This window comes from Heyndrickxia coagulans DSM 1 = ATCC 7050, from assembly GCF_000290615.1.
In the GTDB taxonomy this organism is placed as follows: Bacteria; Bacillota; Bacilli; order Bacillales; family Bacillaceae_C; genus Weizmannia; species Weizmannia coagulans.
This window is the reverse complement of sequence record NZ_ALAS01000206.1, coordinates 1-24,540: the sequence shown is the minus strand read 5'-3', so window position 1 is coordinate 24,540 and position 24,540 is coordinate 1. Positions and strand designations below refer to the sequence as shown.

Sequence of the window (24,540 nt, the reverse complement as noted above, 5' to 3'; positions counted from 1 at the left end):
AAATGGCAGGTGATATAATTAAAACTTATCACAGACAATAATATTATTGTTATTTACTTATGTCATTTATTGTAATATGATGAAGCTGTGAGGCGTTTTTTATACGAATCATTCTGTTAATCTTTTAAATGACGAAAATACGAATCTTGACAAAGGGGGAAAAGACATGTCCAATGATGTCTTTAAAGCGCGTACCGTTTTTGAAGTAAATGGGAAACGCTATCACTATTACCGCCTGACAGCGCTAGAGGACGCAGGAGTCGCCAATGTTGCGCGCCTGCCGTATTCGATTAAAGTGCTGCTTGAATCGGTGCTCCGCCAAATGGACGGCCGCGCGATTACGAAAGAACATGTTGAAGACTTGGCGAAATGGGGATCGGATGAAGTAAAGGACAAAGAAGTCCCGTTTAAACCGTCGCGCGTTATTTTGCAAGATTTTACCGGTGTCCCGGTTGTTGTTGATCTTGCTTCCCTCCGCAAAGCGATGGCTGATTTGGGCGGAAACGCGGATAAAATCAATCCGGAAGTGCCGGTTGACCTTGTGATCGACCACTCGGTTCAGGTTGACAAATACGGCGCGCCGGATGCCCTTCAGGTGAATATGGATTTTGAATTCAAACGCAATGCCGAACGCTATAAATTTTTAAACTGGGCACAAAAAGCGTTTGACAATTACCGTGCCGTTCCGCCTGCAACGGGGATTGTCCACCAGGTAAACCTTGAGTATCTGGCAAGTGTCGTCCATGAAAAAGAACTGGAAAACGGCGAATATGAAACGTATCCGGATACCCTCGTCGGGACCGACTCCCATACGACAATGGTCAACGGCCTCGGTGTGCTCGGATGGGGTGTCGGCGGCATTGAAGCGGAAGCCGGCATGCTCGGACAGCCTTCGTATTTCCCGATTCCGGAAGTCATCGGCGTAAAACTGACCGGATCGCTTCCGAACGGGGCAACCGCTACCGACCTTGCGTTAAAAGTCACCCAGCTTTTGCGCCAAAAAGGCGTGGTCGGCAAATTTGTCGAATTCTTTGGCCCGGGCGTCTCGACGCTGCCGCTTGCAGACCGTGCGACCATTGCAAATATGGCGCCTGAATACGGGGCAACTTGCGGTTTCTTCCCGGTTGATGATGAGTCGCTTGCCTATTTGCGCTTAACTGGCCGCAGCGAAGAACATGTAAAAGTTGTGGAAACTTACTTGAAAGAAAACGGCATGTTCTTTACGCCGGACAAAGAAGACCCGATTTATACGGATGTGCTTGAACTGAACCTTTCTGAAATTGAAGCCAACCTTTCCGGCCCGAAACGCCCGCAGGATTTGATTCCGTTATCGCAAATGCAGTCCGCTTTCCAAAAAGCGATTACGGCGCCTTCCGGCAACCAGGGTTTCGGACTGGATGAAAAAGAGCTCGATAAAGAGGCTGTTATCCATTTTAACAACGGCGAAACAGCCGTGATAAAAACCGGCGCAGTCGCCATTGCAGCGATTACAAGCTGCACAAACACTTCAAACCCTTACGTTATGCTCGGGGCCGGCCTGCTTGCGAAAAAAGCGGTTGAAAAAGGGCTGGAAGTGCCGAAATATGTGAAAACTTCGCTCGCGCCGGGATCAAAAGTCGTGACCGGCTACCTAAAAGACGCCGGTTTAATGCCGTACCTCGAACAGCTCGGCTTTAACCTGGTCGGTTACGGCTGCACGACCTGTATCGGTAACTCCGGCCCGTTGAAGGAAGAAATTGAAAAAACCATCATGGACAATGATCTGCTCGTAACGAGTGTCCTTTCCGGGAACCGGAATTTTGAAGGCCGGATCCATCCGCTTGTTAAAGCCAACTATCTGGCTTCGCCGCCGCTTGTGGTTGCTTATGCGCTCGCAGGAACGGTGAATATCGATTTAAACCATGACCCGATCGGCAAAGACAAAGATGGCCAAGACGTCTACCTGAAGGATATTTGGCCGTCAGCGGATGAAATCAAAGAAAATGTCCAAAAAGTCGTCACGCCGGAATTGTTCCGCAAACAATATGAAAACGTCTTTACCGACAATGAACGGTGGAATGCGATCGAAACGAGCGACGAACCGCTGTATACATGGGATGCGGAATCGACTTACATCCAAAATCCGCCGTTCTTTGAAAATCTCTCGCCTGAACCGGGCGAAGTACAGCCGCTTTCAGACATGCGCGTCATCGGCAAATTCGGCGATTCGGTGACAACCGACCATATTTCGCCTGCGGGTGCGATCGGCAAAGACACACCTGCCGGAAAATACTTGCTGTCAAAAGGAGTCGAACCGCGTGACTTTAACTCTTACGGTTCCCGCCGCGGCAACCATGAAGTCATGATGCGCGGAACATTTGCCAACATCCGCATCCGCAACCAGATTGCACCGGGTACGGAAGGCGGCTATACGACTTACTGGCCGACGAATGAAGTGACGTCGATTTATGATGCTGCCATGCGTTATAAAGAAAACGGCACCGGCCTTGTGGTTCTCGCCGGCAAAGATTACGGCATGGGCTCATCGCGCGACTGGGCGGCAAAAGGCACATACCTGCTCGGCATTAAAACCGTGATTGCGGAAAGCTTTGAACGGATCCACCGTTCCAACCTCGTTCTCATGGGCGTGCTGCCGCTGCAGTTCAAAAAAGGCGAAAATGCCGACACGCTCGGCTTAACCGGCAAAGAAACATTTGATGTCCATATTGACGAAAATGTTAAACCGCATGACTGGGTAAAGGTTACGGCAACTGACGAAAACGGGAAGAAAACGGAATTTGAAGCGCTTGTCCGGTTCGATTCCGACGTAGAAATTGACTATTACCGCCACGGCGGCATCTTGCAAATGGTGCTGCGCGAAAAACTGCAGCAGTCCAAAAATGAAGTGCAATCAAAATCATAATGTTTAAAAAAGCTGCGGCTTCTGCCGCAGCTTTTTTTTGAACCAAATTTATAATTTTTCCCATAATTGCCCATACTAAGTAAAAATACTTGTAAGGAGTGGGCAAATATGAGAAAAACCCATAAAAAGACCTTTTCGGATCTTGTTGCCGAAAATAAACAGGAACTGTTGCGCGACAGGGATGCGCTGATGCGGATAGAAGAACGGCTGGACCGGAAACACGAGATGAAATTAGCAGAATAAGCCACTGTTTGTGGATCATAATCCGCTTTCCTCCGGGGGAAAATGTATGAGGAGGGGGGAGATGTGATGAGCAATCCAAACAAGAAAAGCAAATATTTCGTTCCCGATCATCTTGGCACGCAGCCGCGCGGATTTTCCGGCAATAAGGGGAAGAAGATGCAGGACCGTTCGGGACAGCATGCACAGGTGATACAGACAAAAGGGGAGTAGCTTCAACAGCCGAAGGAGGAGAACACAATGGCGCATAACCGGCCGAAACCGGACGACCGCAGCGATAATGTGGAAAAACTGCAAAACATGATCCACAATACGATCGAAAACATGGAAAGTGCGGAAGAATCGCTTGCTGTTACAAGTGATGAAACGCAAATCCAACAAATAAAGGAAAAAAATGAGCGGCGCCGTGAAAGCCTCGAAGCGATGAGAACCGAGGTAAAAGACGAAGCCGCATACAAACAGCAGCAATAAACGAAAACGGCCTTTCGACGGAAAACAGCAGCGTTTCTTTGGAACCACGCCTTTTCCCTCTCGGAAAGGCCGTTTTTTTTCCCTTTTTGCTGCGGCCATGCGTGCATGCGAACCTTTTCCCGGCCCTGTATCAGGCATCCTTTTAGGAGGGGGAATTTTCTTTATGCTAAAATAAAGATGTTGAATGTACATATGAAAGAGGTGTCTGGGATGTTTGTATCAGAAGCAGAAATCAAAGTGCGATATGCGGAAACAGACCAAATGGGGGTTGTGTACCATGCTAATTATCTTGTCTGGATGGAAGTGGGGCGGACGAAATTAATCGAAGACCTTGGCTTCCGCTATGCAGATATGGAAAAAGACGGGATTTTGTCGCCGGTCATCGATATTCAAATTTCATACAAAAAACCGGCCCGTTACGGGGAAACGGTGACCGTGAAAACATGGGTCGATGCATATGACGGGCTGCGCGTAAAGTACGGCTATGAGGTTTACACAGAAACCGGCGACCTTGCCGTGGCCGCGAGTTCAACACATGTCTGCGTAAAAAAAGACAGTTTCCGCCCGGTTGCGTTCCGCCGCCTCTACCCAAAATGGCATGAAGCATATGAAAAAGCAAAAAAATCATAAAGCGGGGGATGAATTTTGGCTTTTGGCATACACCGCAACCAGGTCAAAGCGTGGAAAGCGGCGATTGACCGCGGGGAAATTGCGTTTTTAACGCATTTTTGGCTGGATGACCGTTTCCCCAGCGCAAAATCGGTCACAAAAGTCGGCTGTAAAGATCTTGAGAAACTCGCTGCATGGGGAGCGCGCTACCAGCTGAAAAAAGAATGGATTCATGTCCGCAAAGACGGTTACAGCCATTTCGACCTACTTGGCCAAAAACAGCGGGAAATTTTGCAAAAAGAAGGGCGCCTTGCGGAAGCAAAAAAATTTTTAAAATAAAAAACCGGCATCACTGGCAGCAAAAGAGCAGCTGCCGGATGATCCCGGTTTTAACCTTTTTTATATTCGTATACCGGTTCATCCCGTCCCGGGTCGTACCCGATATACAAATCATGGCCGTCAAAATACCATTCGTCCGTGCTTTCAATGAAAAAGGCATTGCCGTTCCGTTCAACGGCCGCCGCCGGATCGTCGGGAATGTCCTTTTGAACGCCAAGTGAAAATCCGTGCTGGATAGGCGTGGAACCGCCATATTTGGCAAAAAAGCGGACGGATTCACCGTCATCCAGTTCCAGTTCCCTTTTAAACCAGTTTACCGCCTCATCTGTAATGTGAATTTTCATGCCGCCACTTCCTTCCAACTGCGCCTTTTGCATTTTCATTATAGACCAAAGCACGCTTTTTCCCTAACCTTTTGCCTCTGGACTGGTTCCGTGTTTGCAGGAAATATCCGGTTTTAGAAAAAATGGCTGCCTTACATCCATTTGACTTTCGGCTCGGTCTTATTTTTAATCCGCTTAATATTGGCTTTATGGCGGTAAATAATGAAAGAGGCGAGCGCCAGAACGATGACAAACAGCGGCCAGTCATGCGTCACGATCATATAAATGAGCGTATACAGGATGCCAAAAAAAGCCGCCATGATGGAAGAAAGCGAAACATATTTGCTTATTTTTAAAGTAACCAAAAAGACGATAATCACCATAACAAACAAGGGCCATTGGTAGGCAAGGACAACGCCTGCAGAAGTGGCCACCGCTTTGCCGCCTTTAAATTTGGCAAATACCGGAAGCATATGGCCGATCACCGCAATCAGCCCGATTAAAAGCGGGTGAACCGTATGCTCCAGGCCAAAAAAGTGGGGCAATAAAGTGGCGACTGTCCCTTTCAGAATATCCACCACTGTTACGACACTGCCGGCTTTGAACCCGAGAACACGGAACGTATTGGTCGCGCCGAGATTCCCGCTGCCGTGCTCGCGGATGTCTATCCCGTAAAAAAGCTTACCAACGATCAGGCCTGTCGGGATTGAGCCGAGCAGGTAAGCCAAAAGGACCATCAGGGCAATAGTCATGTGCAAAACTCCTTGGAAAAAATCTATGCTTATTGTAGCATGTTCTTAAAGGAAAGAGGAATATTTTTTGTCGATTCCGTGCAGATTTTCGCGCCAGGCAGGAATTAGAAAAGATCAAGCGAATGTTTAAGATGGGACCGGACTGGCGAAAGTACAAGAAAGGAGAGGGGTTGATCAAATGGCAATAGAAAATCCGAGCAGGGAAGAAATCAGGGAAATTTTACAAAAAGCAAAACGGATTGCAGTGGTAGGATTGAGCAATAACCCGGAAAAAACATCTTATATGGTAGCCAAAGCCATGCAGGATGCCGGTTATGAGATTATTCCGGTCAATCCGAAAGCAACGGAAATTCTCGGGGAAAAGGCTGTTCCGTCTTTAAAAGATATCGAAGGCCATGTGGACATTGTCGATATTTTCAGGCGGCCCGAATATTTGCCGGAGCTGGCACGGGAGTTTGATGAAATCGATGCGGATGTTTTCTGGGCGCAACTTGGCATCGAAAACGAAGAAGCGTACCGGTTTTTAAAAGAAAAAGGCTATACGGTAGTGATGAACCGCTGCATTAAAGTGGAACATGCCCTGACAAAATAGGCTTTTTCATGCAGGCGCCAGCTTAAAGGGCGCTTGCTTTCTTTATATTTGCCCAATCAAGCGGCCGTTTGCCGGAGAAGTTCCATAACCGTTGCTTTGCCCCTGCGTTATTTCCGCATACCCTTTACAAATTCCGTTTTATCGATAAAATGAGTATGATAAAAACGGCAAATGATGTTATAATGAGAACGAATATTTGTTCCTATGAACGGCGGATGCACGTGCTTTGCAATTGAAAGGGGAATAGATGTGGCGAAGAAACAAAATATATTGGAATATAACGATGATGCGATCCAGGTGCTGGAAGGGCTGGAGGCAGTAAGGAAAAGACCGGGCATGTACATCGGGTCGACCGATGCGCGTGGTTTGCACCATCTTGTCTATGAAATCGTCGACAATGCGGTGGATGAGGCGCTGTCCGGGTACGGAAACCATATCATCGTCAACATTCACAAAGATAACAGCATCAGCGTCCAGGATTTTGGGCGTGGCATGCCGGTCGGGATGCACAAGCTCGGCAAACCGACAACGGAAGTGATCTTGACGATTTTGCACGCCGGCGGAAAGTTCGGGCAGGGCGGCTATAAAACGAGCGGCGGCCTGCACGGTGTAGGCGCGTCCGTCGTGAATGCCCTGTCGGAATGGCTGGTTGTTACGATACACCGCGACGGTTATGTGTATGAACAGCGTTTCCATGGCGGCGGCAAACCGGAAACAACGCTTGAGAAAACCGGGAAAACCAATAAGACCGGCACAACGATACACTTTAAACCCGACCCGTCCATTTTCAGCACCATCACTTTTAATTACGATACATTATGCGAACGGTTGCGCGAATCGGCCTTTCTTTTAAAAGGGTTAAAAATTGAAATCACCGATGAACGTTTCGGGCGGCATGATCTGTTCCACTACGAAAACGGCATTGAAGCCTTTGTCCAGTACTTGAACGAAGGAAAAGAAGTGCTCCATCCGGTTGTGTTTATCGAAGGGGAAACAAACGGAATCGAAGCGGAATTTGCCTTTCAGTTTAACGACGGCTTTTCGGAAAACATTTTATCCTTCGTGAACAACGTGCGCACGAAAGACGGCGGCACGCACGAGGCTGGGGCAAAAACGGCCTTGACGCGCGTCGTGAACGATTATGCAAGAAAAACCGGACTGTTAAAAGAAAAAGATAAAAACCTCGAAGGGACGGATATCCGCGAAGGGCTGTCCGCCATTATTTCCGTCCGCATTCCGGAAGAACTGCTCCAATTTGAAGGGCAGACGAAAGGAAAACTTGGCACAAGCGAAGCCCGCTCTGCAGTTGATACGATTGTTTCGGAGCACCTGTCTTATTTTCTTGAAGAAAATCCGGATACGAGCAATCTTTTGATCCGGAAAGCCATCAAGGCGTCGCAGGCAAGGGAAGCAGCGAGGAAAGCGCGGGAAGAAGCCAGAAGCGGCAAAAAACGGAAGAAATCGGAAACGACTTTATCCGGAAAGCTGACGCCGGCGCAAAGCCGCAATCCGCAGCGGAATGAATTGTATCTGGTTGAAGGGGATTCGGCGGGCGGTTCTGCGAAACAGGGGCGCGACCGGAAATTCCAGGCTGTTTTGCCGCTGCGCGGAAAAGTCATCAACACGGAAAAAGCAAAGCTTGCGGATATTTTTAAAAATGAAGAAATCAATACCATTATTTATACGATCGGTGCCGGTGTCGGCCCTGAATTCAATTTGGAAGACGTCAATTACGACAAAGTCATTATCATGACCGATGCCGACACGGACGGTGCCCACATCCAGGTGCTGCTTCTCACGTTCTTTTACCGCTATATGCGGCCTTTGATCGAAGCGGGAAAAGTTTACATCGCGCTGCCGCCGCTTTATAAAGTCAGCAAAGGCACCGGCAGGAAAGAAATCGTGGAATATGCGTGGACCGAAAAAGAATTGGATGAAACGATCAAAAAAGTCGGACGCGGCTATATCCTGCAGCGTTACAAAGGGCTCGGCGAAATGAATGCCGACCAGCTTTGGGAAACGACGATGAATCCGGAAACGCGGACTTTGATCCGTGTCCGCATTGATGATGCGGCCCGTGCCGAACGGCGGGTGACCACGCTCATGGGCGATAAGGTCGAACCGCGCCGGCAATGGATTGAAAATCATGTGGAATTCGGGCTTGAAGACGATACCAATATTTTAGACAATGAGAATTTGATGATTGAGGAAGGGGACATGAACGGATGAAGACGGCTGAACGTTTTCAAGATTTGCCTTTGGAAGAGGTGCTGGGCGACCGCTTCGGCCGGTACAGCAAATATATTATCCAGGATCGTGCCCTTCCGGATGCGCGGGACGGCCTGAAGCCGGTGCAGCGGCGGATTCTGTATGCGATGCATGTAGAGGGGAACACCGCTGACAAGCATTTCCGGAAATCGGCAAAAACGGTCGGCAACGTCATCGGCAACTACCATCCGCACGGGGATTCTTCCGTTTATGAAGCGATGGTGCGGATGAGCCAGGACTGGAAGCTGCGAAATGTGCTCATCGAGATGCACGGCAATAACGGGAGCATTGACGGCGACCCGGCCGCGGCCATGCGGTATACGGAAGCAAGGCTCGCCCCGATTGCATCCGAACTCCTTCATGATATTGATAAAGAAACGGTTAAATTTATCCCGAATTTCGATGATACCGCAAATGAGCCGGTTGTGCTGCCCGCCCGGTTTCCCAACCTGCTGGTGAACGGCTCGACCGGCATCTCGGCCGGATATGCAACCGAAATTCCGCCGCACCACCTCGGGGAGATCATTGACGGGGCCATCATGCGGATGGAAAACCCGGATTGCACGGTGGACGACCTGATGGCGGTCATAAAAGGCCCTGATTTTCCAACAGGCGGCATTGTCCAGGGAATTGACGGGATTAAAAAAGCATATGAAACTGGCAAAGGCAAAATGGTCGTAAGAGGCAGGACATCGATTGAAGAGATCCGCGGCGGGCGGAAGCAGATTGTCATCGCAGAGATTCCTTATGAAGTCAATAAAGCCAATCTTGTCAAAAAAATCGACGAGCTCCGGATTGACCGGAAAGTGGAAGGCATTTCCGAAGTCCGTGATGAAACTGACCGGACCGGGCTCCGGATTGTGATCGAACTGAAAAAAGATGCGGATGCAGACAGCGTCCTGAATTATTTATTTAAAAACACCGATCTCCAGGTTTCCTACAATTTCAATATGGTGGCCATCCATAACCGCCGCCCGCAGCTGATGGGACTCCGCGAATTGCTTGATGCTTATATTGAACACCAGAAAGAAGTGGTCACAAGAAGGACGGCATTCGATCTCAAAAAAGCACGTGACCGCAAGCATATTGTCGACGGCCTGATGAAGGCACTTTCCATTCTCGATAAAGTCATTGCGGCGATTCGGGCATCCAAAGATAAAAAAGATGCCAAAGCGAACTTAATCGCAAAGTTTGATTTTACCGAGCCCCAGGCTGAAGCGATCGTCACGCTGCAGCTCTACCGCCTGACCAATACGGATATTACGACGCTGCAGAATGAAGCGGAAGACCTTGAGAAAAAAATTGAGACCTATCTCGCGATTTTATCCAGCGAGAAAAAACTGTTCACGGTAATCAAAAAAGAACTGAGAGAAATCCGGAAAAAATACGCCGATAACAGAAGGACAACGATTGAAGCGGAAATACAGGAACTAAAAATCAATCTGGAAGCAATGATCCCGAATGAAGATGTGATGGTCACCATTACGAAAGATGGTTATATTAAACGGACAAGCATCCGTTCTTACACCGCTTCAAACGGCCGGGACCTTGCTATTAAAGACAGCGACCGCCTGCTCTTTAAACGGCAGCTCAATACCGTCCAGACGGTGCTGCTTTTCACAAATAAAGGGAGCTATATCTATTTGCCGGTCCATGAACTGCCGGATATCCGCTGGAAAGATCTCGGGCAGCATGTTTCCAATCTTGTGGCGCTTGAGCGCGATGAAAGCATCATCAAAGTGCTCCCGATTGAAGATTTCAACCAGCCGCAGTTTATTTTGTTTTTTACGAAAAACGGCATGGCGAAGAAAACGGAATTGCAGCAGTACCAGGCACAGCGCTATTCGAAAGCCCTTGTCGCAATAAACTTAAAGGGCGATGATGAAGTGGTCGATGTCCACCTGACAGACGGCTCGAAAGAAGTCTTCCTCGCTTCCCGCCTCGGTTACGGGCTCCGGTTTGATGAAGCGGAAATCAGCGTTGTCGGCCAGCGGGCAGCAGGGGTAAAAGGCATGAACCTGAAAGAAGGCGACCGGCTCGTTAGCGGGAAAATCATTGAAGATCCGGAAAAAGATAAAGTTTTCATTGCCACTCAAAGAGGCGCCGTCAAGAAGATGAAAGTGTCCGAATTTGACAAAACAAGCCGGGCCAAACGCGGCGTCCTCATGCTGCGCGAATTAAAAGCCCATCCGCACCGGATCGCCGGGGCCGTGATTGCAGGCAATGGGGAAACCGTCTCGGTCGTAACGGAAAAAGGGCATCAGGAAGACATTCCACTCCATGACTTGCGCGACCATGACCGTTATTCAAATGGCTCATTTGCCATTGATGAAGAAGAAAACGGGACAGTGGCAGAAGTATGGAAGCAGGAACCGGAAGAGGCTGCCGCGGAAGAAAACGATTGAAAAAAGTGTTTGCCGTTTTCGGCAAACACTTTTTTCATCTTCAGGCAAGTTTTACATAATTCTATTCTTGCGGCGTATCCTAAAGGAAAACGGATGCGGGGTGAGAAGATGAAAAAAGAATACATGCTTGCACTGCTCGCATTATGGTTTATGGCAGCCGGCACGGTTGTGATCGCGGACGCGGGCGGGAAGACGAAAGCCGGCAAAATGGTGATTCACCGGTATGAGGCGGATGTAACCGGGGACGGAAAAAAGGATGCGATTATACTGGAAGGCATCCCGTTTGCTGCTGGCAGCCCGTATATGAAAAAGATTTGGGCGCGGATTGCCGCGTCGGAAGGAAAGAAATATAAACTGCCGTATGAGCCCGGGTATGAACCGGAAATCCGGTTCAAAGACCTCAACCATGACGGTGTAAAGGACATGCTCGGATCAAGCAACAGCGGCGGAAGCGGGGGCATAAACCAGTACCGCCTCGATACGCTGAAAGGCGGCATTTTAAAATATTTGCCGATGCCGCCCGTGTTAAAGCTTAGCGGCAAATTTGAAAATGCCCTGTCGGCAAGGCTTAACATTGAAAATACGAACGAAACATTCCTGATTGATTTAAGAAAACGGAAAAAAGATTATATCCGGCTCGGCATTTATCAAAAGGATGGAATGCTCAATGAACCGTTTGAACTGATGATCGATCCGGTGGCGGTTTACAAACCGGTGAAAATAAAAGGCAAAAAAGGATGCGGGCTCGAAGGTTACCAGCAAATAAGCGGCGCCTATCATGCAGATAAACTGGGCGATGTCAAGGCAACATGGTATTTTGAAGACGGCAAATGGATCCTGGTCCGTGCCAAATGGCAGCCGGCAAATGCATAAAAAAACTCCCGCGCCGGGAGTTTTTTTATGCGGATTTGAAAATTGAAAATGTTTTTGCGCAAAAATAGATTATAATAGTAATAAATTACAAATAAAACAGGGGTAGAGCAGATTGGACAGACAAAAAAGCAAGTACAGATGGATTGTTTTTTTCGCGGTGCTGTTTTCCTATATGGTGATTGTCAGCCAGCGAACGGCACCGGGCTTGATTCCGGATAAACTGATGAGCGAGTTTCATTTGACAGCGTCCGTCATCGGTTTGTTGACAGGTGTGCAGTTTCTCGCTTATGCGGGGCTGCAAATTCCGATTGGGATGTTTTCCGACCGGTTCGGGCCGAATATTTTTCTGGTTACAGGCACTTTATTTAGCGGCATCGGCACGTTCTTATACAGCATCTCGCCGAATGAAGCGTGCCTGCTCATATCCCGGGTGCTCGCCGGCATGGGGGATGCGGCCATTTGGATTAATCTTGTCCTGATCTTAAGCCAGTGGTTTTATGCGAAAGAGTTTGTCGGGCTGATCGGTTATGCCGGCATGGCCGGAAGCGTGGGTTCTTTGCTCGCAACCGTTCCGCTGACAGCATGGATATCAGCTTCAGGATGGCGCCTGCCGTTTTTTGTAACCGGCATCCTGCTGCTTGCAAGTACTGTGATGCTGTATGCCGTGCTTATCCGGCTGCCGCAAAAACGGGAAGGGGGAGCACATGCGCATGCGAAAGTCCGCCATGAAAAAATGCTGTTGGTACTAAAACGCATCCTGAAAAGCAGGCAGGCGTGGGCTGCCTTTTTATGCCATTTCGGCCTTGTCGGCACATATGTTGGTTTTATCGGCACATGGGCAGTGCCGTACGGGATGCATATTTTCGGCATGGACCGCCCGGAAGCGAGCCAGCTGGTCATGACAGGATTAATCGGGGCCATTATCGGCGCGCCGGTTACCGGATGGATCGCAAGCAGGCTCGGTTCAAGGAAGAAGCCGTATTTGCTGATTCAAACCCTGATTTTTCTCGCATGGACGGTTTTCTTTTTATGCGGGGGCAAACCGCCGTTATTTGTCGCGGTGCTTTTAATGTTTGTCATCGGATATGGCAATGGTGCAAGCGCGCTGACGTTTGCGGTCGTCCGCCACTCCTTTGACGTGAGGGAAGTCGGATCGGTTTCCGGATTTGCCAATACCGGCGGCTTTTTAAGCGCGGTGCTTTTGCCGAGCTTGTTTGGGAAAGTGCTGGACCATTTCAATGCTGCTGATGCGGCCGGTTACCATTACGGCTTTTTAATCCCGGCGTTCTTTTCGCTTTTTGGCGTGCTCGGGACGGTGATGATCTGGGAAAAAACCCGCGCCGGGGAAAGCCAGGCAGCATAAAGATTTTTAAACGGCGCACAGCAGCTGCCCGTTTGAATGATAATAAAAATTTTTAAAAAAACCGGTAAAATGGTTCACGCATCCTTTTGAATGTGTTATACTAATGAACAACAAGTATAACACATTTGCCAAACAGTGCATATACTGGTGGCATACGGGAGGGGCAGTGAAAAGAAACCATATACATACGGAGCCATTTTCCGGTTCGAAAAGGATGGGAACGATACATGGAACAAAAAGAAATAGTGCATATCATCTCGGACTCGGTCGGAGAAACGGCTGAATTTGTTGTAAAAGCGGTTGCTGCGCAGTTTAACGGCGGCCACATTGAAATCAGGCGGCACCCGCATGTGGAAGAAACAGACGATATCGAACCGGTAATTGAGGCGGCAAAAAAACAAAATGTCATCATTGCTTACACGATTGTCGTTACCCCTTTGAAAGAATACATTGACCGCCGCGCCGGCGAAGAAGGGGTTATTGCGGTCGACCTGATGAATCCGTTGATGGAAGCTTTTATGAAAAAGTTTCACAAGGAGCCGTACCATCGCCCGAAATTAATGCGCAAGCTGGATCAGGAATACTTTAAAAAAATCGAAGCCATTGAATTTGCCGTGAAATATGATGACGGGCGCGATCCAACCGGGCTGAAAAAAGCGGACATTGTCCTGCTCGGCGTCTCCCGGACGTCGAAAACGCCGTTGTCCATGTATTTGGCGCACCACAGCTTTAAAGTGGCGAATGTCCCGATCGTGCCGGAAATCGCGCCGCCTGATGAATTGTTTTCCATCCCGCGGGAAAAGTGCATCGGGCTGATGATTTCGCCCGAGAAACTGAATGAAATCCGGAAAGAACGGATCAGGGCAATGGGTTTAAAATCGGACGCCAATTATGCGAGCTTTGAACGGATTTATGAAGAACTCGTTTACGCGGAGAACATCATGCGGAGACTCAGATGCCCGGTCATTGATGTTTCGAATAAAGCGGTGGAGGAAACAGCAAGCCTTATTATTGAAATGTTCAAAAACAGGGAGGAGCTGCTCAAATGACAAAATTTGTCTACTTGTTCAACGAAGGGAACAGCCATATGCGCGACCTGCTTGGCGGCAAAGGAGCCAATCTGGCGGAAATGACAAATATCGGCCTGCCGGTGCCGTTCGGCTTCACGATTACAACCGAGGCATGTAATGACTATTATGCAAACGGCAAAAAAATTTCGGGTGCAGTCGAAACGCAAATGGAAGAAGCGCTTTTGAAACTGGAAGAAAAAACCGGCAAAAAACTGGGTGGCAAGGAGAACCCGCTGCTCGTCTCCGTCCGCTCTGGCTCTGTGTTTTCGATGCCGGGGATGATGGATACGGTACTGAACCTTGGCATGAACGACGAGACCGTGGAAGCTGTTGCGGAACTGACCGGCAATCCGCGCTTTGCCTACGATTCGTACCGCCGGTTTATCCAAATGTTTTCTGACGTGGTGCTCGGCATTGATGTATACCATTTCGAACATTTGCTTGAACAAACCCGGGAACAAAAAGGGTATACAGCTGATCCGGAAATGACTGCGGAAGACTGGAAAGACATCATAGAAGGCTATAAAAAGATCGTTAAAAAACATACGAAACAGGATTTTCCGCAAGACCCGAAAACGCAACTGTACCTTGCCGTAAATGCCGTTTTCGATTCGTGGAATAACCAGCGTGCCATTGTATACCGCCGCCTGAATAAAATTCCGGACCATCTCGGGACCGCCGTCAATATCCAAAGCATGGTATTCGGAAATATGGGGGATGATTCCGGAACCGGCGTCGCTTTTACACGGAACCCGTCAACAGGCGAACGCGTGCTGTACGGCGAATATTTAATCAATGCCCAAGGCGAGGATGTCGTCGCCGGCATCCGCACTCCGCAGCCGATCCAGGTGCTGGCAAAAGACATGCCGGAAGTGTATCGCCAGTTTGTCAAAACAAGCAAATTATTGGAAGAACATTACAAAGATATGCAGGATATTGAATTTACGGTGGAACGCGGCAAACTGTACCTGCTGCAAACCCGGAACGGCAAACGGACGGCGCAGGCTGCAATCCGCATCGCCGTTGAAATGGTGAAGGAAGGCATTCTCGATAAAAAGACAGCGCTTTTAAGAGTCGATCCGGACCAGTTGAACCAGCTCTTACACCGCCGTATTGATGATTCCGCGGCAAAAAACCATCTTGCAAAAGGGCTGCCGGCATCCCCGGGAGCTGCTACCGGCGCCGTTGTGTTTGATGCTGATGAAGCGGAACGGCTCGGCAAGGAAGGGAAAAAAGTGATTTTAGTCCGCCCCGAAACGACACCGGATGATATTCACGGCATTATTGCATCCCAGGCGGTTGTGACAAGCCGCGGCGGGATGACGAGCCATGCGGCGGTTGTCGCGCGCGGGATGGGGAAAGCATGCATCTGCGGCTGCGAATCTTTGAAAATTGATTTGAAAGCGGAACAATTTACGGTCGGCGATACGGTTGTCCGTTACGGGGATGTCATCACGATCGACGGTTCGACAGGTGAAGTGATGCTCGGCGAAGTCCCGATGATCGACCCTGAGCTTTCCGGCGAATTCAAAACGCTGCTTGAATGGGCGGATGAGGTGCGCGATCTCGGCGTGCGCGCCAATGCCGACAACCCGGCGGACGCGAAAAAATCGCTCGAATTCGGTGCAGACGGCATCGGCCTTTGCCGGACGGAGCATATGTTTATGGACATTAAGCGCGTGCCGATCGTTCAGGAAATGATCCTCGCCGAGACTTTGGAAGAGCGCGAAAAAGCTTTGGATAAACTGCTTCCGATGCAGCAGGGCGATTTTGAAGGCATCTTTGAGGAAATGGCCGGCCATCCGGTGACGATCCGCCTGCTCGATCCGCCAATGCACGAATTTTTGCCGGATAAGGAAGAACTGCTAGTAGAAGTAACAAAACTGCAGCTTACGGCACCAGGCTCAAAAGAACTGGAAGAAAAAGAATACTTGCTGAAAAAAGTCCAGCATCTTGCTGAATTCAATCCGATGCTCGGCCACCGTGGCTGCCGGCTCGGCATGATTTTCCCTGAAATCTACGAAATGCAGGTCAAAGCAATTTTTTACGCTGCCGCTGCCGTCCTGCAAAAGGGAATAAAAGTCCAGCCGGAAATTATGATTCCGCTTGTCGGCCATGTGAATGAGCTGAAACGGATGCGCGCGCTCGTGACGGATATGGCGAATCAGGTCATGGAGGAAAAGGGCTTGAAATTCGATTATACAGTCGGCACGATGATCGAAATACCGCGCGCCGCCCTTACCGCAGACCAAATTGCAGAAGAAGCCGATTTCTTCTCGTTTGGTACGAATGACTTAACGCAAACGACATTCGGCTTCAGCCGCGACGATGCGGAAGGAAAATTTTTGCAGCAGTATATCGAGCAAAAAGTGCTGCCGGAAAATCCGTTTGCCGTCCTTGACCAGGAAGGCGTCGGCAAACTTGTCGAAACCGGCGTCAAACTCGGCCGCCAGACAAAACCGGGCTTGAAAACCGGCATTTGCGGCGAACACGGCGGTGAAAAAAGCTCGATCGAATTCTGCTACAAAACGGGCCTGAACTACGTCAGCTGCTCGCCTTACCGCGTACCGCTCGCAAGGCTCGCCGCTGCACAGGCCACCATCCGGAACAAAAAAGAAGACACCGGTAAAGTGACAGTCGCTGCAAAATAAATCATTTTTTACAAAGCGCACGGCGGGTTACCCCCCCGTGTGCTTTTTTTCTGGCAGGCTCATGAAAAAAGCATGCCGGGGCGTGCTAACTCATAAGTAAAACATATCAATTAAGATGAAAAGCCATTATTTAAATGATAAAAGAAGGAATGTAAGATTAAGGGGAGGAGGGATGAGGGTGGCATTTCATTTTATCGCAATTGACCATGTTCAGCTTGCTGCTCCACGTTGAACAGACAGCCAAAAAGTTTTACGCGGAAATCCTCGGATTTACGGAAGTTGAAAAACCGGCAGAATTGAAAAAACGCGGTGGCTGCTGGTTTCAAAACGGAAAAATACAAATCCATATCGGCATTGAAGAACCTTTTTTACCCGCCAAAAAAGCGCATCCTGCATTTGAAGTCGGAAATCTCGAAAGCTTGAAAGACAGGTTTGCCCGCTATCAAGTTAAGTGGGCAGAAGACGGCAAGCTCCCAGGAGCAGCGCGTATTTACGCAACTGATCCATTCGGAAACTGGCTCGAATTTTTAGAATGGAAGATCAAGTAAAAAAGTGCAAAATGGTGAAATGAGAAATTGGCAATATCACTGTAAAATTGCGCAATCATGAAAGCGAATTTCCCGTCTGGAAATCCAAAATGCGTGCATGCTTGCCCGGGTCTTGGTTAAAGTAACAAGGACGGAAGGAGGTATAAACATGGACAACACGAATGAATATGTGCAGAAGCTGAATGAACAGCAAAAGAAGCAGGAACAAAATAAAAAACGGCAGGGGAACGGAAGCCCGAGTGAAAAGCTGCCGACAAACCGGCACTAAAAAATGGCGTGTGGAATACACGCCATTTTTCAAAAGAACGGGACAGCCACGCTCCAAAAAACGGGAACTAGTTTACATAATAATATTATAAAAAACTAAATATTTCTTTACCGCTGAGATGCCTGTTTACCCGGAAAAATGGAAAAGGCAGCCAATCAGATGGCTGACTGGTTGCCCATGTTTTCTTCCGTTTTCATGCTTTGCGCAATTTGTTGTGCATGGCGCTTTGCTTCTTTAACGGACTTTCCTTTTACCGTAATCAATCGTCCGTCAATAATGAAGTTGAAAATTCTGTTTCTCATATGTTATCACCTCTTCTTTGTTTACCCATTGTTCTTTTTTAAAACATATGCTTCGTTCGGAAAGTTTGTTAGAAGTTGAAGACGCAGTTAGTAGTAAAAATATTGCAGCGGGCAGTTTCATGTTATCCGTCGTGCGCAGGAATTTTTTGCGGGACTCGGGCTTTACACTTATAGAATTATAACAGAAAAACAACACAAATACAACATATTGATATAGAAAGGTTTTTTCTGCCCATATTTTGAAAAGCTCTGCTTTAAAACTAATAAAAATCACATCATTCATTTGGACAGGCAACAGAATGGCAAAATTTCGTTCGCTTTATGTAGCATAGTAAACAAATCTTAAAGAAGACAGGATGCAAAATCTTGTCACTTAAAGAACATATCCTCCAATTGGAAAAATCGCTGCTTGAACCTTCGACACGCTCGGATCCGGCAAAATTGGGCGCATTGCTGGCGGAATCTTTTTTGAATTCGGCTCATCGGGAAACATCTGGCATAAACGGAAATATACCGGACCGGGCGGCATTGGGGTGAGGGAGATGGCGCTTACAGATTTTGAAATGCATCCATTGGCTGATGGCGTGGTCCTTGCAACCTAAAGGGTGGACGACCGAACAAGAAAGCAGCAAACCTTGCGCAGTTCCGTTTGGAAATATACGGACAGGAGCTGGAAAATGGTTTTTCACCAAGGAACGGTTGCCTCCTCCAAATAATGTTTTCATTATTTTGAAAACGTTTAAAACAATATGGAAACCTGTTACAATGGGGGAAAGGCAAAGGGGAGGAATTTGGATGTTGAAAAACGATTTGGCCAAACGGCTGAAAACACGGTACCCGATGATTCAGGCTCCGATGGCAGGGGGCATCACAACACCAGAGTTGGTGGCTGCGGTGTCAAACGCCGGCGGGCTGGGCATGATCGGGGCGGGGTACTTGACCGCTGCCCAAACAAAAGAACAAATCCGGGAAATCAAACAGTTAACCGGAAACCTTTTTGGCATCAATTTTTTTGTTCCCGGCGGGTTTGAAGCGGCAAATGAAAAAATAACAGCCGCAAATGACATTTTAAATCGGATCCGCAAACAGTTAAAGGTGGAGGCAAAAGCAGAAATAGAAGTTCCTGATCTTCATCGCGTGCAAAATCAATTTTTGGCACAGGTGCAAGTGGCTGTCGAAGAGAAAGTGCCTGTTTGTTCATTTACTTTTGGAATACCTTCCGGGGAAGTGATCGAAAGGCTGAAACAAAACGGGATCCTCCTAATTGGAACGGCAACAACCGTCGATGAAGCGGTTGAAGCGGAGCAGGCCGGGATGGATATGGTGGTTGCGCAAGGCAGTGAAGCGGGGGGCCACCGGGGAAACTTTTTGAAAGACCATGAGGAAAGCATGATTGGCCTGATGTCACTGGTTCCCCAGGTTGCCGACAATGTCCGGATTCCCGTCATTGCGGCAGGCGGCATAATGGATGGCAGGGGGCTTGCAGCAGCGCTTTGCTTGGGGGCAAAAGGCGTGCAAATGGGAACCGCCTTCCTGGCCTGTAAGGAAAGCGGCGCACATCAGGCCCATAAGGAAGCCGTTCTCCATGCGAAAGAAGATGAGCTTGTCCTCACCCGGTCATTTTCCGGAAAATGGGCAAGAGGCGTAAAAAATGCGTTTATCTCGGAAATGAAGCCGCATGAAGCGCTTTTTCCGGATTATCCCGTGCAAAATGCGCTCACACAGGATATCAGAAAGGCTGCCGGAAAGCAGAACAACCGTGAGTTTATGTCACTTTGGTCCGGCCAAAGTCCGCGGCTCGCAAAACATCAAACGGCAAAAGCATTGATTGACCATGTCATAAAAGAAGCTGAAGAAACCATGGGCAAAATGTCTCAATCCCTATAGATTTTTACCGGCAATGAAACAAGGTATCAAGGCACCGGCACCGGCACCGGCACCACCTGTAACGTTAAGTCCTGTCATTGCCTGGACTGTAGCAGAAACCATATTAGGAGCCATATTTGCTCCTCTGAGTGCAAATATAAAGAGTGGCAAACTATTTGGATTTAGACACCCATGCCGCAGTGAACGCGGCACCAGAGGAAGAATGAAAATCAGCCGGTGCAATTTTTCAGGATAGAAAAAACGGAAATTAATGGGCACGATAATCTTATGAAGAGGTGATGAAAACGATGGACAGTATTACAGCTATCTTTATTGTGGTATCAGTGATTATCTTGATTTCGTATTATATCCCCAGATTATCGTTTAATACAAAGTAGGATGGATTTAAGTTATATCTAAATAGAGGCTTAATAGGTGTTCCTTCAGCTTTCTTATTAGCAAGCATTATTTTCTTGTTGATTGGAGCAATATTTTAAAAGCATTAGGGGAAGAAATTTGAAATTCATTGATGTAAAGCGGAAAGCATGCCGGTTCTGCCTGCCACTAAAGCGTGTTTCAAGGAAATTCCCCTCTGCTTTTTATTAATAGATACCGGCTCTGCCCGCAAGAATAGTTAACGGACTTCCCGGATTTGCGAGAGCGGGTAAAATACCGCTTCGGTTTTTCCCACGAGTTCTTTCTTCGGAATAAGGCCGAGCCCGTTTCTACTGTCTTCGCTGTACAACCGGTTATCGCCCATTACGAAATATTTATTTTTTGGCACGGTGAGAGGCCCAAAATTATTCGTCAGCTTGCTGCCTTTTTTACGTGCTGCTTTCAGGTTTTTTGCAAGGTAAGGCTCTTTGTGCAACTTCCCATTAATGTAGAGATGGTCATTTTTGACTAGAATGGTATCTCCGGGAAGGCCGATAATCCGCTTTACATAGTTTTCCGTTTCTCCCTTGATGATGATGATATCGCCTCTTTGGTAATCGGCAGCAGAATGGACTTTATAAACGAGAATTTTATCGTGGTTATGAAGTGTCGGCTCCATTGATTCCCCTTCAACCATATAAGGGGCAATGAAAAATCCCCTGATGACCGCAACAAGCAGAATGGCAAATATGAATGATTTTAACAAGCTTTTTATTCCTTTGCTCATTTGACCAGCTCCCATAACATATCTTCATCGTAATCTATTCTTCCAGAAAGGCAGGAAATCCTTTATATTATTTAATAATATGCAACATTCCAATGTTATAAACATAAGAAATGGGAACGCGGGAGCGATTTGTGCAAAATAATTTAGGCTATTTGGGTAGGAAAAGGAAGATCAATTTGCAAAAATATGATTATCAATGCCCGGCTTTCTGTTTTGCCAAGTGGGGCTCGGGAGAATAATGTTACTGCAGATGATTTCACAATATTCAATGCACAAGAAGTGTGCCCGCAATATTCAGTATAGGAAGTAACGCTTGCAGACAGGGGATGATTTTTTGAAACTGGCTGGGGTGATTCTTCTTCCGTTTGGCATTTTGTAGTTCAGAAAAGAATGGAAAGCCTACCGGGAATTTTCCCCGAAAACCCAAAAGGTATTTGTGCTGATTGAAATATTCGATGTATTATCGGGTTTCCCTATACTGCCAACCTGGTGGATGTACCTTTCAGCATTCTGTATTGTGATGGGTGCCATCCTGATCAAAACGCATTAAGCATGCTGAAAAACGCGACAGCAGATAGCGTCCTGCTGTTGTTTTGGGCGGGATGGGAAGTTGTTATAGCCGAGTTTTCATAAAAAAGTGCTGAGCTGAGGGGGCTGCTGGATGTTAAAAAAAGCTTATGGGGCTGACTGTATTTTTACTGGCTGCGGATGTTTCATGTTGCCCGCTTATTTTTCAGCTTATCCATAAAGCTGAGGAGTTCCGCTGTCTGTTTTTTTCTGTTTTTTTCCATTGGGGAAGCGGAAGGGGGCGGAGAGTAAACGCTTGTTTCTTTATGGAACTTTTTCCCATGATCACCTCAGCTGATTATCTGCAATAGTGTATGCAAAGCTGCGAAAAAATATGAAGGGCAATAACCGGTTTGTTATTGCCCTGAAGATTTTTTGCCGTACTTTTTCAGGATCTGTTCGTTTTCTTTCATGATTTTTAAAGTCGTCGGGCTTGTGCCAACCGAAGGAACACGGACTCTTGATTTTCTTCTGAAAGTTCTCCGGATATTTCCGGTTTCATTTCTCTGTGCCAGGAGCGCGCTGTTTTTTTTCATTTTTGTCACCGCCTTGTTTTTCAATCCATGTCGTCCGACGGAGCCGCAAAATCATAAACATGGGCCATGATGACAAACAGGATACAATCCATTTCTGTAATGGCTCTGGAACCGGGTATTTTTAATAGATACAATGCATCATGAAACAGATAAATCGGATGGAGCGCATAGTTTTCATCAATATGATACACCGTCTCCAGCCTGTCCAATTTCGCGCGGGCGGAACCGGGATTTGCGAAACTATACAATGCCTGATCTTTTTCTGGCGGGGTGGTAAACGGCAAAATGTTAACGCTCATATCCGCTTTTTCCGCATAAGATGCCAGCACTTCTTTTAAACCTAACAGATATCCTTCTTTACTACCATAATACCCTACGATGCCCTCATCATTCAAGATGTCGAGCATATTTTTAGCCATTAACAGATTGTCCTGGATCAGAGACTCATTTGCAGAAACGGTTTTCGTAAATCTTTCCAATTCATATTTTCCGGTTTTGCGGAAATACATATTTAAAAAAATAAAACCGTCGATTGCTGCAAAAATAAGCGCGGTGATGGCATAGTTTTTAAAATTCATGAAAATGCTCGCCGGATGGATCGTCCAGTAAACCAGCGCACCGAATAAATAAACCAAATACCAGATTTTCCGGATCAGAAAAACTTTTGCATCCATCTTTTTTTCATTTTTTCCATACAGGTAAGTATAGATCACGAGACCGGCAAAACAAAGCCAAACAAAAGTTTTAAAAAACAGCGTTTCTAAATCTCCGCCTCCCTATATTCCCGAAAAGTACTGTCTGCCATTATTTTATCATAAAAAGGAGAACTTTCGTTTGCATCCCTGCATAAAAGGCAGAATTGATGAAATGTTCCTAGGATGATAGACTGATAAAGAAAGATATGTTAGAATTTAACAAAATATGGATGGGGAGCTGGCAGTTTTGGAAGCAAAAAATGCGTTAAACATCCGGCGGCTGGGCGGCAAGGAAACACTTCCGATGGATTTACTGCTCCTTGCCGACCCGTCACGCGAAATGGTGATGGCTTATGCCAACCGCGGAGAATGCTATGTGGCGGAAATTGAAGAAAAGGTGATCGGCGTTTACATCCTGCTACCGGCGAGGCCGGGAATCGTGGAATTGGCGAATGTGGCGGTTGCAAAAAAACATCAAGGGAAAGGTTTTGGAAAACGGCTTGTGCTGGATGCCATCCGGAGGGCAGGAAAAAGAGGATTTAAAACGATCGAAGTAGGCACCGGCAATTCCAGCATCAGCCAGCTGGCCTTGTATCAAAAATGCGGTTTCCGGATCTCCGGGGTGGACAGAGGCTTTTTCGTCAGGCATTATGCTGAAACGATATATGAAAACGGGATTCGCTGCCGGGATATGGTACGGTTATCCCTCGATTTGGTAGAAACGACATGCAAGGGGTAATGGAATTGGAACTGGTCTTTTACCATAATGATTTCAAGCAGCAATTGGACAACTATACAATAACGGATGATCAGCTCCGTTTCACCGGCCATCCGGATGAAGCCATTGCCCTTGCAAAAGATGATCCGGAACGGCACCCTGTTGTTGCAATCCGGCATGGCAGGATCACAAACTTTTTTGTGCTCCATGAAAAAATGGCGCCAGGCCATATACAAATCATCCGCATGCCATATTGCTGCGGACGTTTTCAACCGATTTCCACCAGCAGGGAAAAAAATACGCCAGGCAATGTTTAAAACAGCTGCCCCATTTTGTCCGTACCCATTTTCTGGAAATAGAGCAGATGGTTCTTGGGGTGAATACGGAAAATGTTGCTGCCCAAAATTTGTACAGACAAGCCGGGTTTGTGGATGAAGGGGGCAGGATGTTTGGAAAAAAAGGCGAATTGATTATTATGCATTACCATTTAGGCAAAGAAGGGGATATACAGATGGAAATAAAAGAACTTGCAAACCGGGAAGAGTGGAAAGCAGCGTTTCCGGTGATGAAACAGCTGCGTAAACATTTGGACGAAGAACACTATCTCCAGCTGGTGGAAGAGGCGGCAGAAAAATCGGATTACAAGATGGCCGCAGTAATAGATGACGGAAACATTGTGGCGGTAACCGGCTATATGCCGATGATTACCTTGTACAACGGGCGGTTTATTTGGGTATGCGACCTGGTGACGGATGAAGCGCACAGATCAAAAGGGTACGGCGCCAGGCTTTTGGCGCATGTGGAAAAACAGGCCGGCGAAAACGGATACGGCATTGTATCCCTGTCATCCGGCCTGCAGAGAAAAGACGCACACCGGTTTTATGAAGAAAAAATGGATTATGATAAAGTCAGTTATGTTTTTTTAAAAAGACAGCTCTGAGGAGTAAAAATTTTTCGTGATAATTTAACTATTCCCCCCCAAAAATGCGGCTAAATATGTAATAATTTAAATAATTAGAG

The 24,540-nt window shown here is 47.4% G+C and carries 25 protein-coding genes and 1 pseudogene; 20 read left to right on the top strand and 6 right to left on the bottom strand.

The genetic code is table 11. The features are described from left to right. The first annotated feature begins 166 nt into the window (after nucleotides 1-166). From acnA to IC21_RS11060, 6 genes are all read left to right on the top strand, one after another. Nucleotides 167-2,902: an aconitate hydratase AcnA gene (gene acnA / locus IC21_RS11080; RefSeq protein WP_029141599.1), complete on the top strand. Its 2,736-nt coding sequence runs from the start codon at nucleotides 167-169 to the stop codon at nucleotides 2,900-2,902. Between the two features lie 108 nt (nucleotides 2,903-3,010). Beyond that, nucleotides 3,011-3,145 carry an FbpB family small basic protein gene (locus tag IC21_RS16340; RefSeq protein ID WP_013859308.1) on the top strand — a complete coding sequence of 45 codons (135 nt, stop codon included), beginning with the start codon at nucleotides 3,011-3,013 and terminating at the stop codon, nucleotides 3,143-3,145. Nucleotides 3,146-3,211: 66 nt separating this feature from the next. Further along, nucleotides 3,212-3,355 (top strand): acid-soluble spore protein N, encoded by a 144-nt coding sequence (locus IC21_RS11075; protein ID WP_013859309.1) that lies wholly within the window; start codon nucleotides 3,212-3,214, stop codon nucleotides 3,353-3,355. A 27-nt stretch (nucleotides 3,356-3,382) separates the two neighbouring features. Beyond that, a complete protein-coding gene (gene tlp / locus IC21_RS11070; protein ID WP_013859310.1) occupies nucleotides 3,383-3,613 on the top strand; it encodes a small acid-soluble spore protein Tlp in 231 nt (76 codons plus the stop codon). A 210-nt stretch (nucleotides 3,614-3,823) separates the two neighbouring features. Beyond that, nucleotides 3,824-4,243, top strand: coding sequence for an acyl-CoA thioesterase (locus tag IC21_RS11065; RefSeq protein ID WP_013859311.1), 420 nt, complete (start codon nucleotides 3,824-3,826; stop codon nucleotides 4,241-4,243). 15 nt (nucleotides 4,244-4,258) lie between these two features. Beyond that, complete coding sequence (locus IC21_RS11060) at nucleotides 4,259-4,561, top strand: hypothetical protein (RefSeq protein WP_017552378.1); 303 nt, start codon at nucleotides 4,259-4,261, stop codon at nucleotides 4,559-4,561. Nucleotides 4,562-4,611: 50 nt separating this feature from the next. Here IC21_RS11060 and IC21_RS11055 read toward each other — a convergent pair whose 3' ends face one another. Beyond that, on the bottom strand, nucleotides 4,612-4,905 hold the full coding sequence (locus tag IC21_RS11055; RefSeq protein WP_026104693.1) for a HesB/YadR/YfhF family protein: 294 nt from the start codon (nucleotides 4,903-4,905) through the stop codon (nucleotides 4,612-4,614). A gap of 131 nt (nucleotides 4,906-5,036) precedes the next feature. Beyond that, the gene (gene plsY / locus IC21_RS11050) at nucleotides 5,037-5,636 is read right to left on the bottom strand and encodes a glycerol-3-phosphate 1-O-acyltransferase PlsY (RefSeq protein ID WP_029141598.1); all 600 of its coding nucleotides are present in this window, start codon (nucleotides 5,634-5,636) and stop codon (nucleotides 5,037-5,039) included. Between the two features lie 178 nt (nucleotides 5,637-5,814). Here plsY and IC21_RS11045 point away from each other — a divergent pair, with 178 nt between their 5' ends. The 9 genes and pseudogenes from IC21_RS11045 to IC21_RS11005 all read left to right on the top strand — a co-directional run bounded on the left by IC21_RS11045 (nucleotide 5,815) and on the right by IC21_RS11005 (nucleotide 17,674). Beyond that, the gene (locus IC21_RS11045) at nucleotides 5,815-6,228 is read left to right on the top strand and encodes a CoA-binding protein (RefSeq protein WP_013859315.1); all 414 of its coding nucleotides are present in this window, start codon (nucleotides 5,815-5,817) and stop codon (nucleotides 6,226-6,228) included. 249 nt (nucleotides 6,229-6,477) lie between these two features. Beyond that, entirely contained in the window at nucleotides 6,478-8,457 is a 1,980-nt protein-coding gene (parE, locus tag IC21_RS11040; RefSeq protein ID WP_029141597.1) for a DNA topoisomerase IV subunit B, read from the top strand. Next, nucleotides 8,454-10,901 (top strand): DNA topoisomerase IV subunit A, encoded by a 2,448-nt coding sequence (parC, locus tag IC21_RS11035; protein WP_013859317.1) that lies wholly within the window; start codon nucleotides 8,454-8,456, stop codon nucleotides 10,899-10,901. The genes parE and parC overlap by 4 nt, the downstream gene beginning before the upstream one ends. Before the next feature lie 108 nt (nucleotides 10,902-11,009). Then, nucleotides 11,010-11,774 carry a YybI family spore inner coat protein gene (locus IC21_RS11030; protein WP_234969451.1) on the top strand — a complete coding sequence of 255 codons (765 nt, stop codon included), beginning with the start codon at nucleotides 11,010-11,012 and terminating at the stop codon, nucleotides 11,772-11,774. A gap of 112 nt (nucleotides 11,775-11,886) precedes the next feature. Further along, entirely contained in the window at nucleotides 11,887-13,137 is a 1,251-nt protein-coding gene (locus IC21_RS11025) for an MFS transporter (protein WP_029141595.1), read from the top strand. A gap of 227 nt (nucleotides 13,138-13,364) precedes the next feature. Beyond that, on the top strand, nucleotides 13,365-14,186 hold the full coding sequence (locus tag IC21_RS11020; RefSeq protein ID WP_029141594.1) for a pyruvate, water dikinase regulatory protein: 822 nt from the start codon (nucleotides 13,365-13,367) through the stop codon (nucleotides 14,184-14,186). Next, nucleotides 14,183-16,858: a pyruvate, phosphate dikinase gene (gene ppdK, locus IC21_RS11015; RefSeq protein WP_029141593.1), complete on the top strand. Its 2,676-nt coding sequence runs from the start codon at nucleotides 14,183-14,185 to the stop codon at nucleotides 16,856-16,858. The genes IC21_RS11020 and ppdK overlap by 4 nt, the downstream gene beginning before the upstream one ends. Nucleotides 16,859-17,036: 178 nt before the next feature. Continuing rightward, nucleotides 17,037-17,406, top strand: a pseudogene (locus IC21_RS11010) (VOC family protein). 148 nt (nucleotides 17,407-17,554) lie between these two features. After that, the gene (locus tag IC21_RS11005; protein WP_029141592.1) at nucleotides 17,555-17,674 is read left to right on the top strand and encodes a DUF4023 family protein; all 120 of its coding nucleotides are present in this window, start codon (nucleotides 17,555-17,557) and stop codon (nucleotides 17,672-17,674) included. A gap of 155 nt (nucleotides 17,675-17,829) precedes the next feature. Here IC21_RS11005 and IC21_RS17020 read toward each other — a convergent pair whose 3' ends face one another. Beyond that, nucleotides 17,830-17,976: a hypothetical protein gene (locus tag IC21_RS17020; RefSeq protein WP_168940090.1), complete on the bottom strand. Its 147-nt coding sequence runs from the start codon at nucleotides 17,974-17,976 to the stop codon at nucleotides 17,830-17,832. A gap of 366 nt (nucleotides 17,977-18,342) precedes the next feature. On the opposite strand from IC21_RS17020, the gene IC21_RS17610 reads away from it, so the two are divergent. Together IC21_RS17610 and IC21_RS10995 are read left to right on the top strand one after the other, a co-directional pair. Further along, nucleotides 18,343-18,513 carry a nuclear transport factor 2 family protein gene (locus IC21_RS17610; RefSeq protein ID WP_306802619.1) on the top strand — a complete coding sequence of 57 codons (171 nt, stop codon included), beginning with the start codon at nucleotides 18,343-18,345 and terminating at the stop codon, nucleotides 18,511-18,513. A 258-nt stretch (nucleotides 18,514-18,771) separates the two neighbouring features. After that, nucleotides 18,772-19,863, top strand: a complete 1,092-nt coding sequence (locus tag IC21_RS10995) for an NAD(P)H-dependent flavin oxidoreductase (protein WP_029141591.1) — start codon at nucleotides 18,772-18,774, stop codon at nucleotides 19,861-19,863. A gap of 613 nt (nucleotides 19,864-20,476) precedes the next feature. Here IC21_RS10995 and lepB read toward each other — a convergent pair. The 3 genes from lepB to IC21_RS10975 all read right to left on the bottom strand — a co-directional run bounded on the left by lepB (nucleotide 20,477) and on the right by IC21_RS10975 (nucleotide 22,862). Then, nucleotides 20,477-21,004, bottom strand: a complete 528-nt coding sequence (lepB, locus tag IC21_RS10990) for a signal peptidase I (protein ID WP_035176076.1) — start codon at nucleotides 21,002-21,004, stop codon at nucleotides 20,477-20,479. 923 nt (nucleotides 21,005-21,927) lie between these two features. Next, nucleotides 21,928-22,107, bottom strand: a complete 180-nt coding sequence (locus IC21_RS10980) for a hypothetical protein (protein WP_029141588.1) — start codon at nucleotides 22,105-22,107, stop codon at nucleotides 21,928-21,930. A gap of 20 nt (nucleotides 22,108-22,127) precedes the next feature. Continuing rightward, nucleotides 22,128-22,862, bottom strand: a complete 735-nt coding sequence (locus IC21_RS10975) for a type II toxin-antitoxin system SpoIISA family toxin (RefSeq protein WP_029713766.1) — start codon at nucleotides 22,860-22,862, stop codon at nucleotides 22,128-22,130. A 166-nt stretch (nucleotides 22,863-23,028) separates the two neighbouring features. Here IC21_RS10975 and IC21_RS10970 point away from each other — a divergent pair, with 166 nt between their 5' ends. The 3 genes from IC21_RS10970 to IC21_RS10960 all read left to right on the top strand — a co-directional run bounded on the left by IC21_RS10970 (nucleotide 23,029) and on the right by IC21_RS10960 (nucleotide 24,460). Further along, the gene (locus IC21_RS10970) at nucleotides 23,029-23,541 is read left to right on the top strand and encodes a GNAT family N-acetyltransferase (protein WP_029713765.1); all 513 of its coding nucleotides are present in this window, start codon (nucleotides 23,029-23,031) and stop codon (nucleotides 23,539-23,541) included. A 5-nt stretch (nucleotides 23,542-23,546) separates the two neighbouring features. Beyond that, nucleotides 23,547-23,837 (top strand): hypothetical protein, encoded by a 291-nt coding sequence (locus IC21_RS17375; RefSeq protein ID WP_234969449.1) that lies wholly within the window; start codon nucleotides 23,547-23,549, stop codon nucleotides 23,835-23,837. A 194-nt stretch (nucleotides 23,838-24,031) separates the two neighbouring features. Then, nucleotides 24,032-24,460 (top strand): GNAT family N-acetyltransferase, encoded by a 429-nt coding sequence (locus IC21_RS10960; RefSeq protein ID WP_029713768.1) that lies wholly within the window; start codon nucleotides 24,032-24,034, stop codon nucleotides 24,458-24,460. Nucleotides 24,461-24,540: the final 80 nt, after the last annotated feature.

Excerpts from the sequence above, each read along its gene's own strand:
- parC (WP_013859317.1), top strand. The coding sequence starts at position 8,454 with ATGAAGACGGCTGAACGTTTTCAAGATTTGCCTTTGGAAGAGGTGCTG.
- IC21_RS10980 (WP_029141588.1), bottom strand. The coding sequence starts at position 22,107 with ATGAAAAAAAACAGCGCGCTCCTGGCACAGAGAAATGAAACCGGAAAT.
- IC21_RS16340 (WP_013859308.1), top strand. The coding sequence starts at position 3,011 with ATGAGAAAAACCCATAAAAAGACCTTTTCGGATCTTGTTGCCGAAAAT.
- ppdK (WP_029141593.1), top strand. The coding sequence starts at position 14,183 with ATGACAAAATTTGTCTACTTGTTCAACGAAGGGAACAGCCATATGCGC.
- IC21_RS11075 (WP_013859309.1), top strand. The coding sequence starts at position 3,212 with ATGAGCAATCCAAACAAGAAAAGCAAATATTTCGTTCCCGATCATCTT.
- IC21_RS10970 (WP_029713765.1), top strand. The coding sequence starts at position 23,029 with ATGGATGGGGAGCTGGCAGTTTTGGAAGCAAAAAATGCGTTAAACATC.
- acnA (WP_029141599.1), top strand. The coding sequence starts at position 167 with ATGTCCAATGATGTCTTTAAAGCGCGTACCGTTTTTGAAGTAAATGGG.
- lepB (WP_035176076.1), bottom strand. The coding sequence starts at position 21,004 with ATGAGCAAAGGAATAAAAAGCTTGTTAAAATCATTCATATTTGCCATT.
- IC21_RS10995 (WP_029141591.1), top strand. The coding sequence starts at position 18,772 with ATGTTGAAAAACGATTTGGCCAAACGGCTGAAAACACGGTACCCGATG.
- IC21_RS11065 (WP_013859311.1), top strand. The coding sequence starts at position 3,824 with ATGTTTGTATCAGAAGCAGAAATCAAAGTGCGATATGCGGAAACAGAC.
- IC21_RS11055 (WP_026104693.1), bottom strand. The coding sequence starts at position 4,905 with ATGAAAATTCACATTACAGATGAGGCGGTAAACTGGTTTAAAAGGGAA.
- IC21_RS11020 (WP_029141594.1), top strand. The coding sequence starts at position 13,365 with ATGGAACAAAAAGAAATAGTGCATATCATCTCGGACTCGGTCGGAGAA.
- IC21_RS10960 (WP_029713768.1), top strand. The coding sequence starts at position 24,032 with ATGGAAATAAAAGAACTTGCAAACCGGGAAGAGTGGAAAGCAGCGTTT.
- IC21_RS11030 (WP_234969451.1), top strand. The coding sequence starts at position 11,010 with ATGAAAAAAGAATACATGCTTGCACTGCTCGCATTATGGTTTATGGCA.
- plsY (WP_029141598.1), bottom strand. The coding sequence starts at position 5,636 with ATGACTATTGCCCTGATGGTCCTTTTGGCTTACCTGCTCGGCTCAATC.
- IC21_RS11005 (WP_029141592.1), top strand. The coding sequence starts at position 17,555 with ATGGACAACACGAATGAATATGTGCAGAAGCTGAATGAACAGCAAAAG.
- IC21_RS11045 (WP_013859315.1), top strand. The coding sequence starts at position 5,815 with ATGGCAATAGAAAATCCGAGCAGGGAAGAAATCAGGGAAATTTTACAA.
- IC21_RS17020 (WP_168940090.1), bottom strand. The coding sequence starts at position 17,976 with ATGAGAAACAGAATTTTCAACTTCATTATTGACGGACGATTGATTACG.
- tlp (WP_013859310.1), top strand. The coding sequence starts at position 3,383 with ATGGCGCATAACCGGCCGAAACCGGACGACCGCAGCGATAATGTGGAA.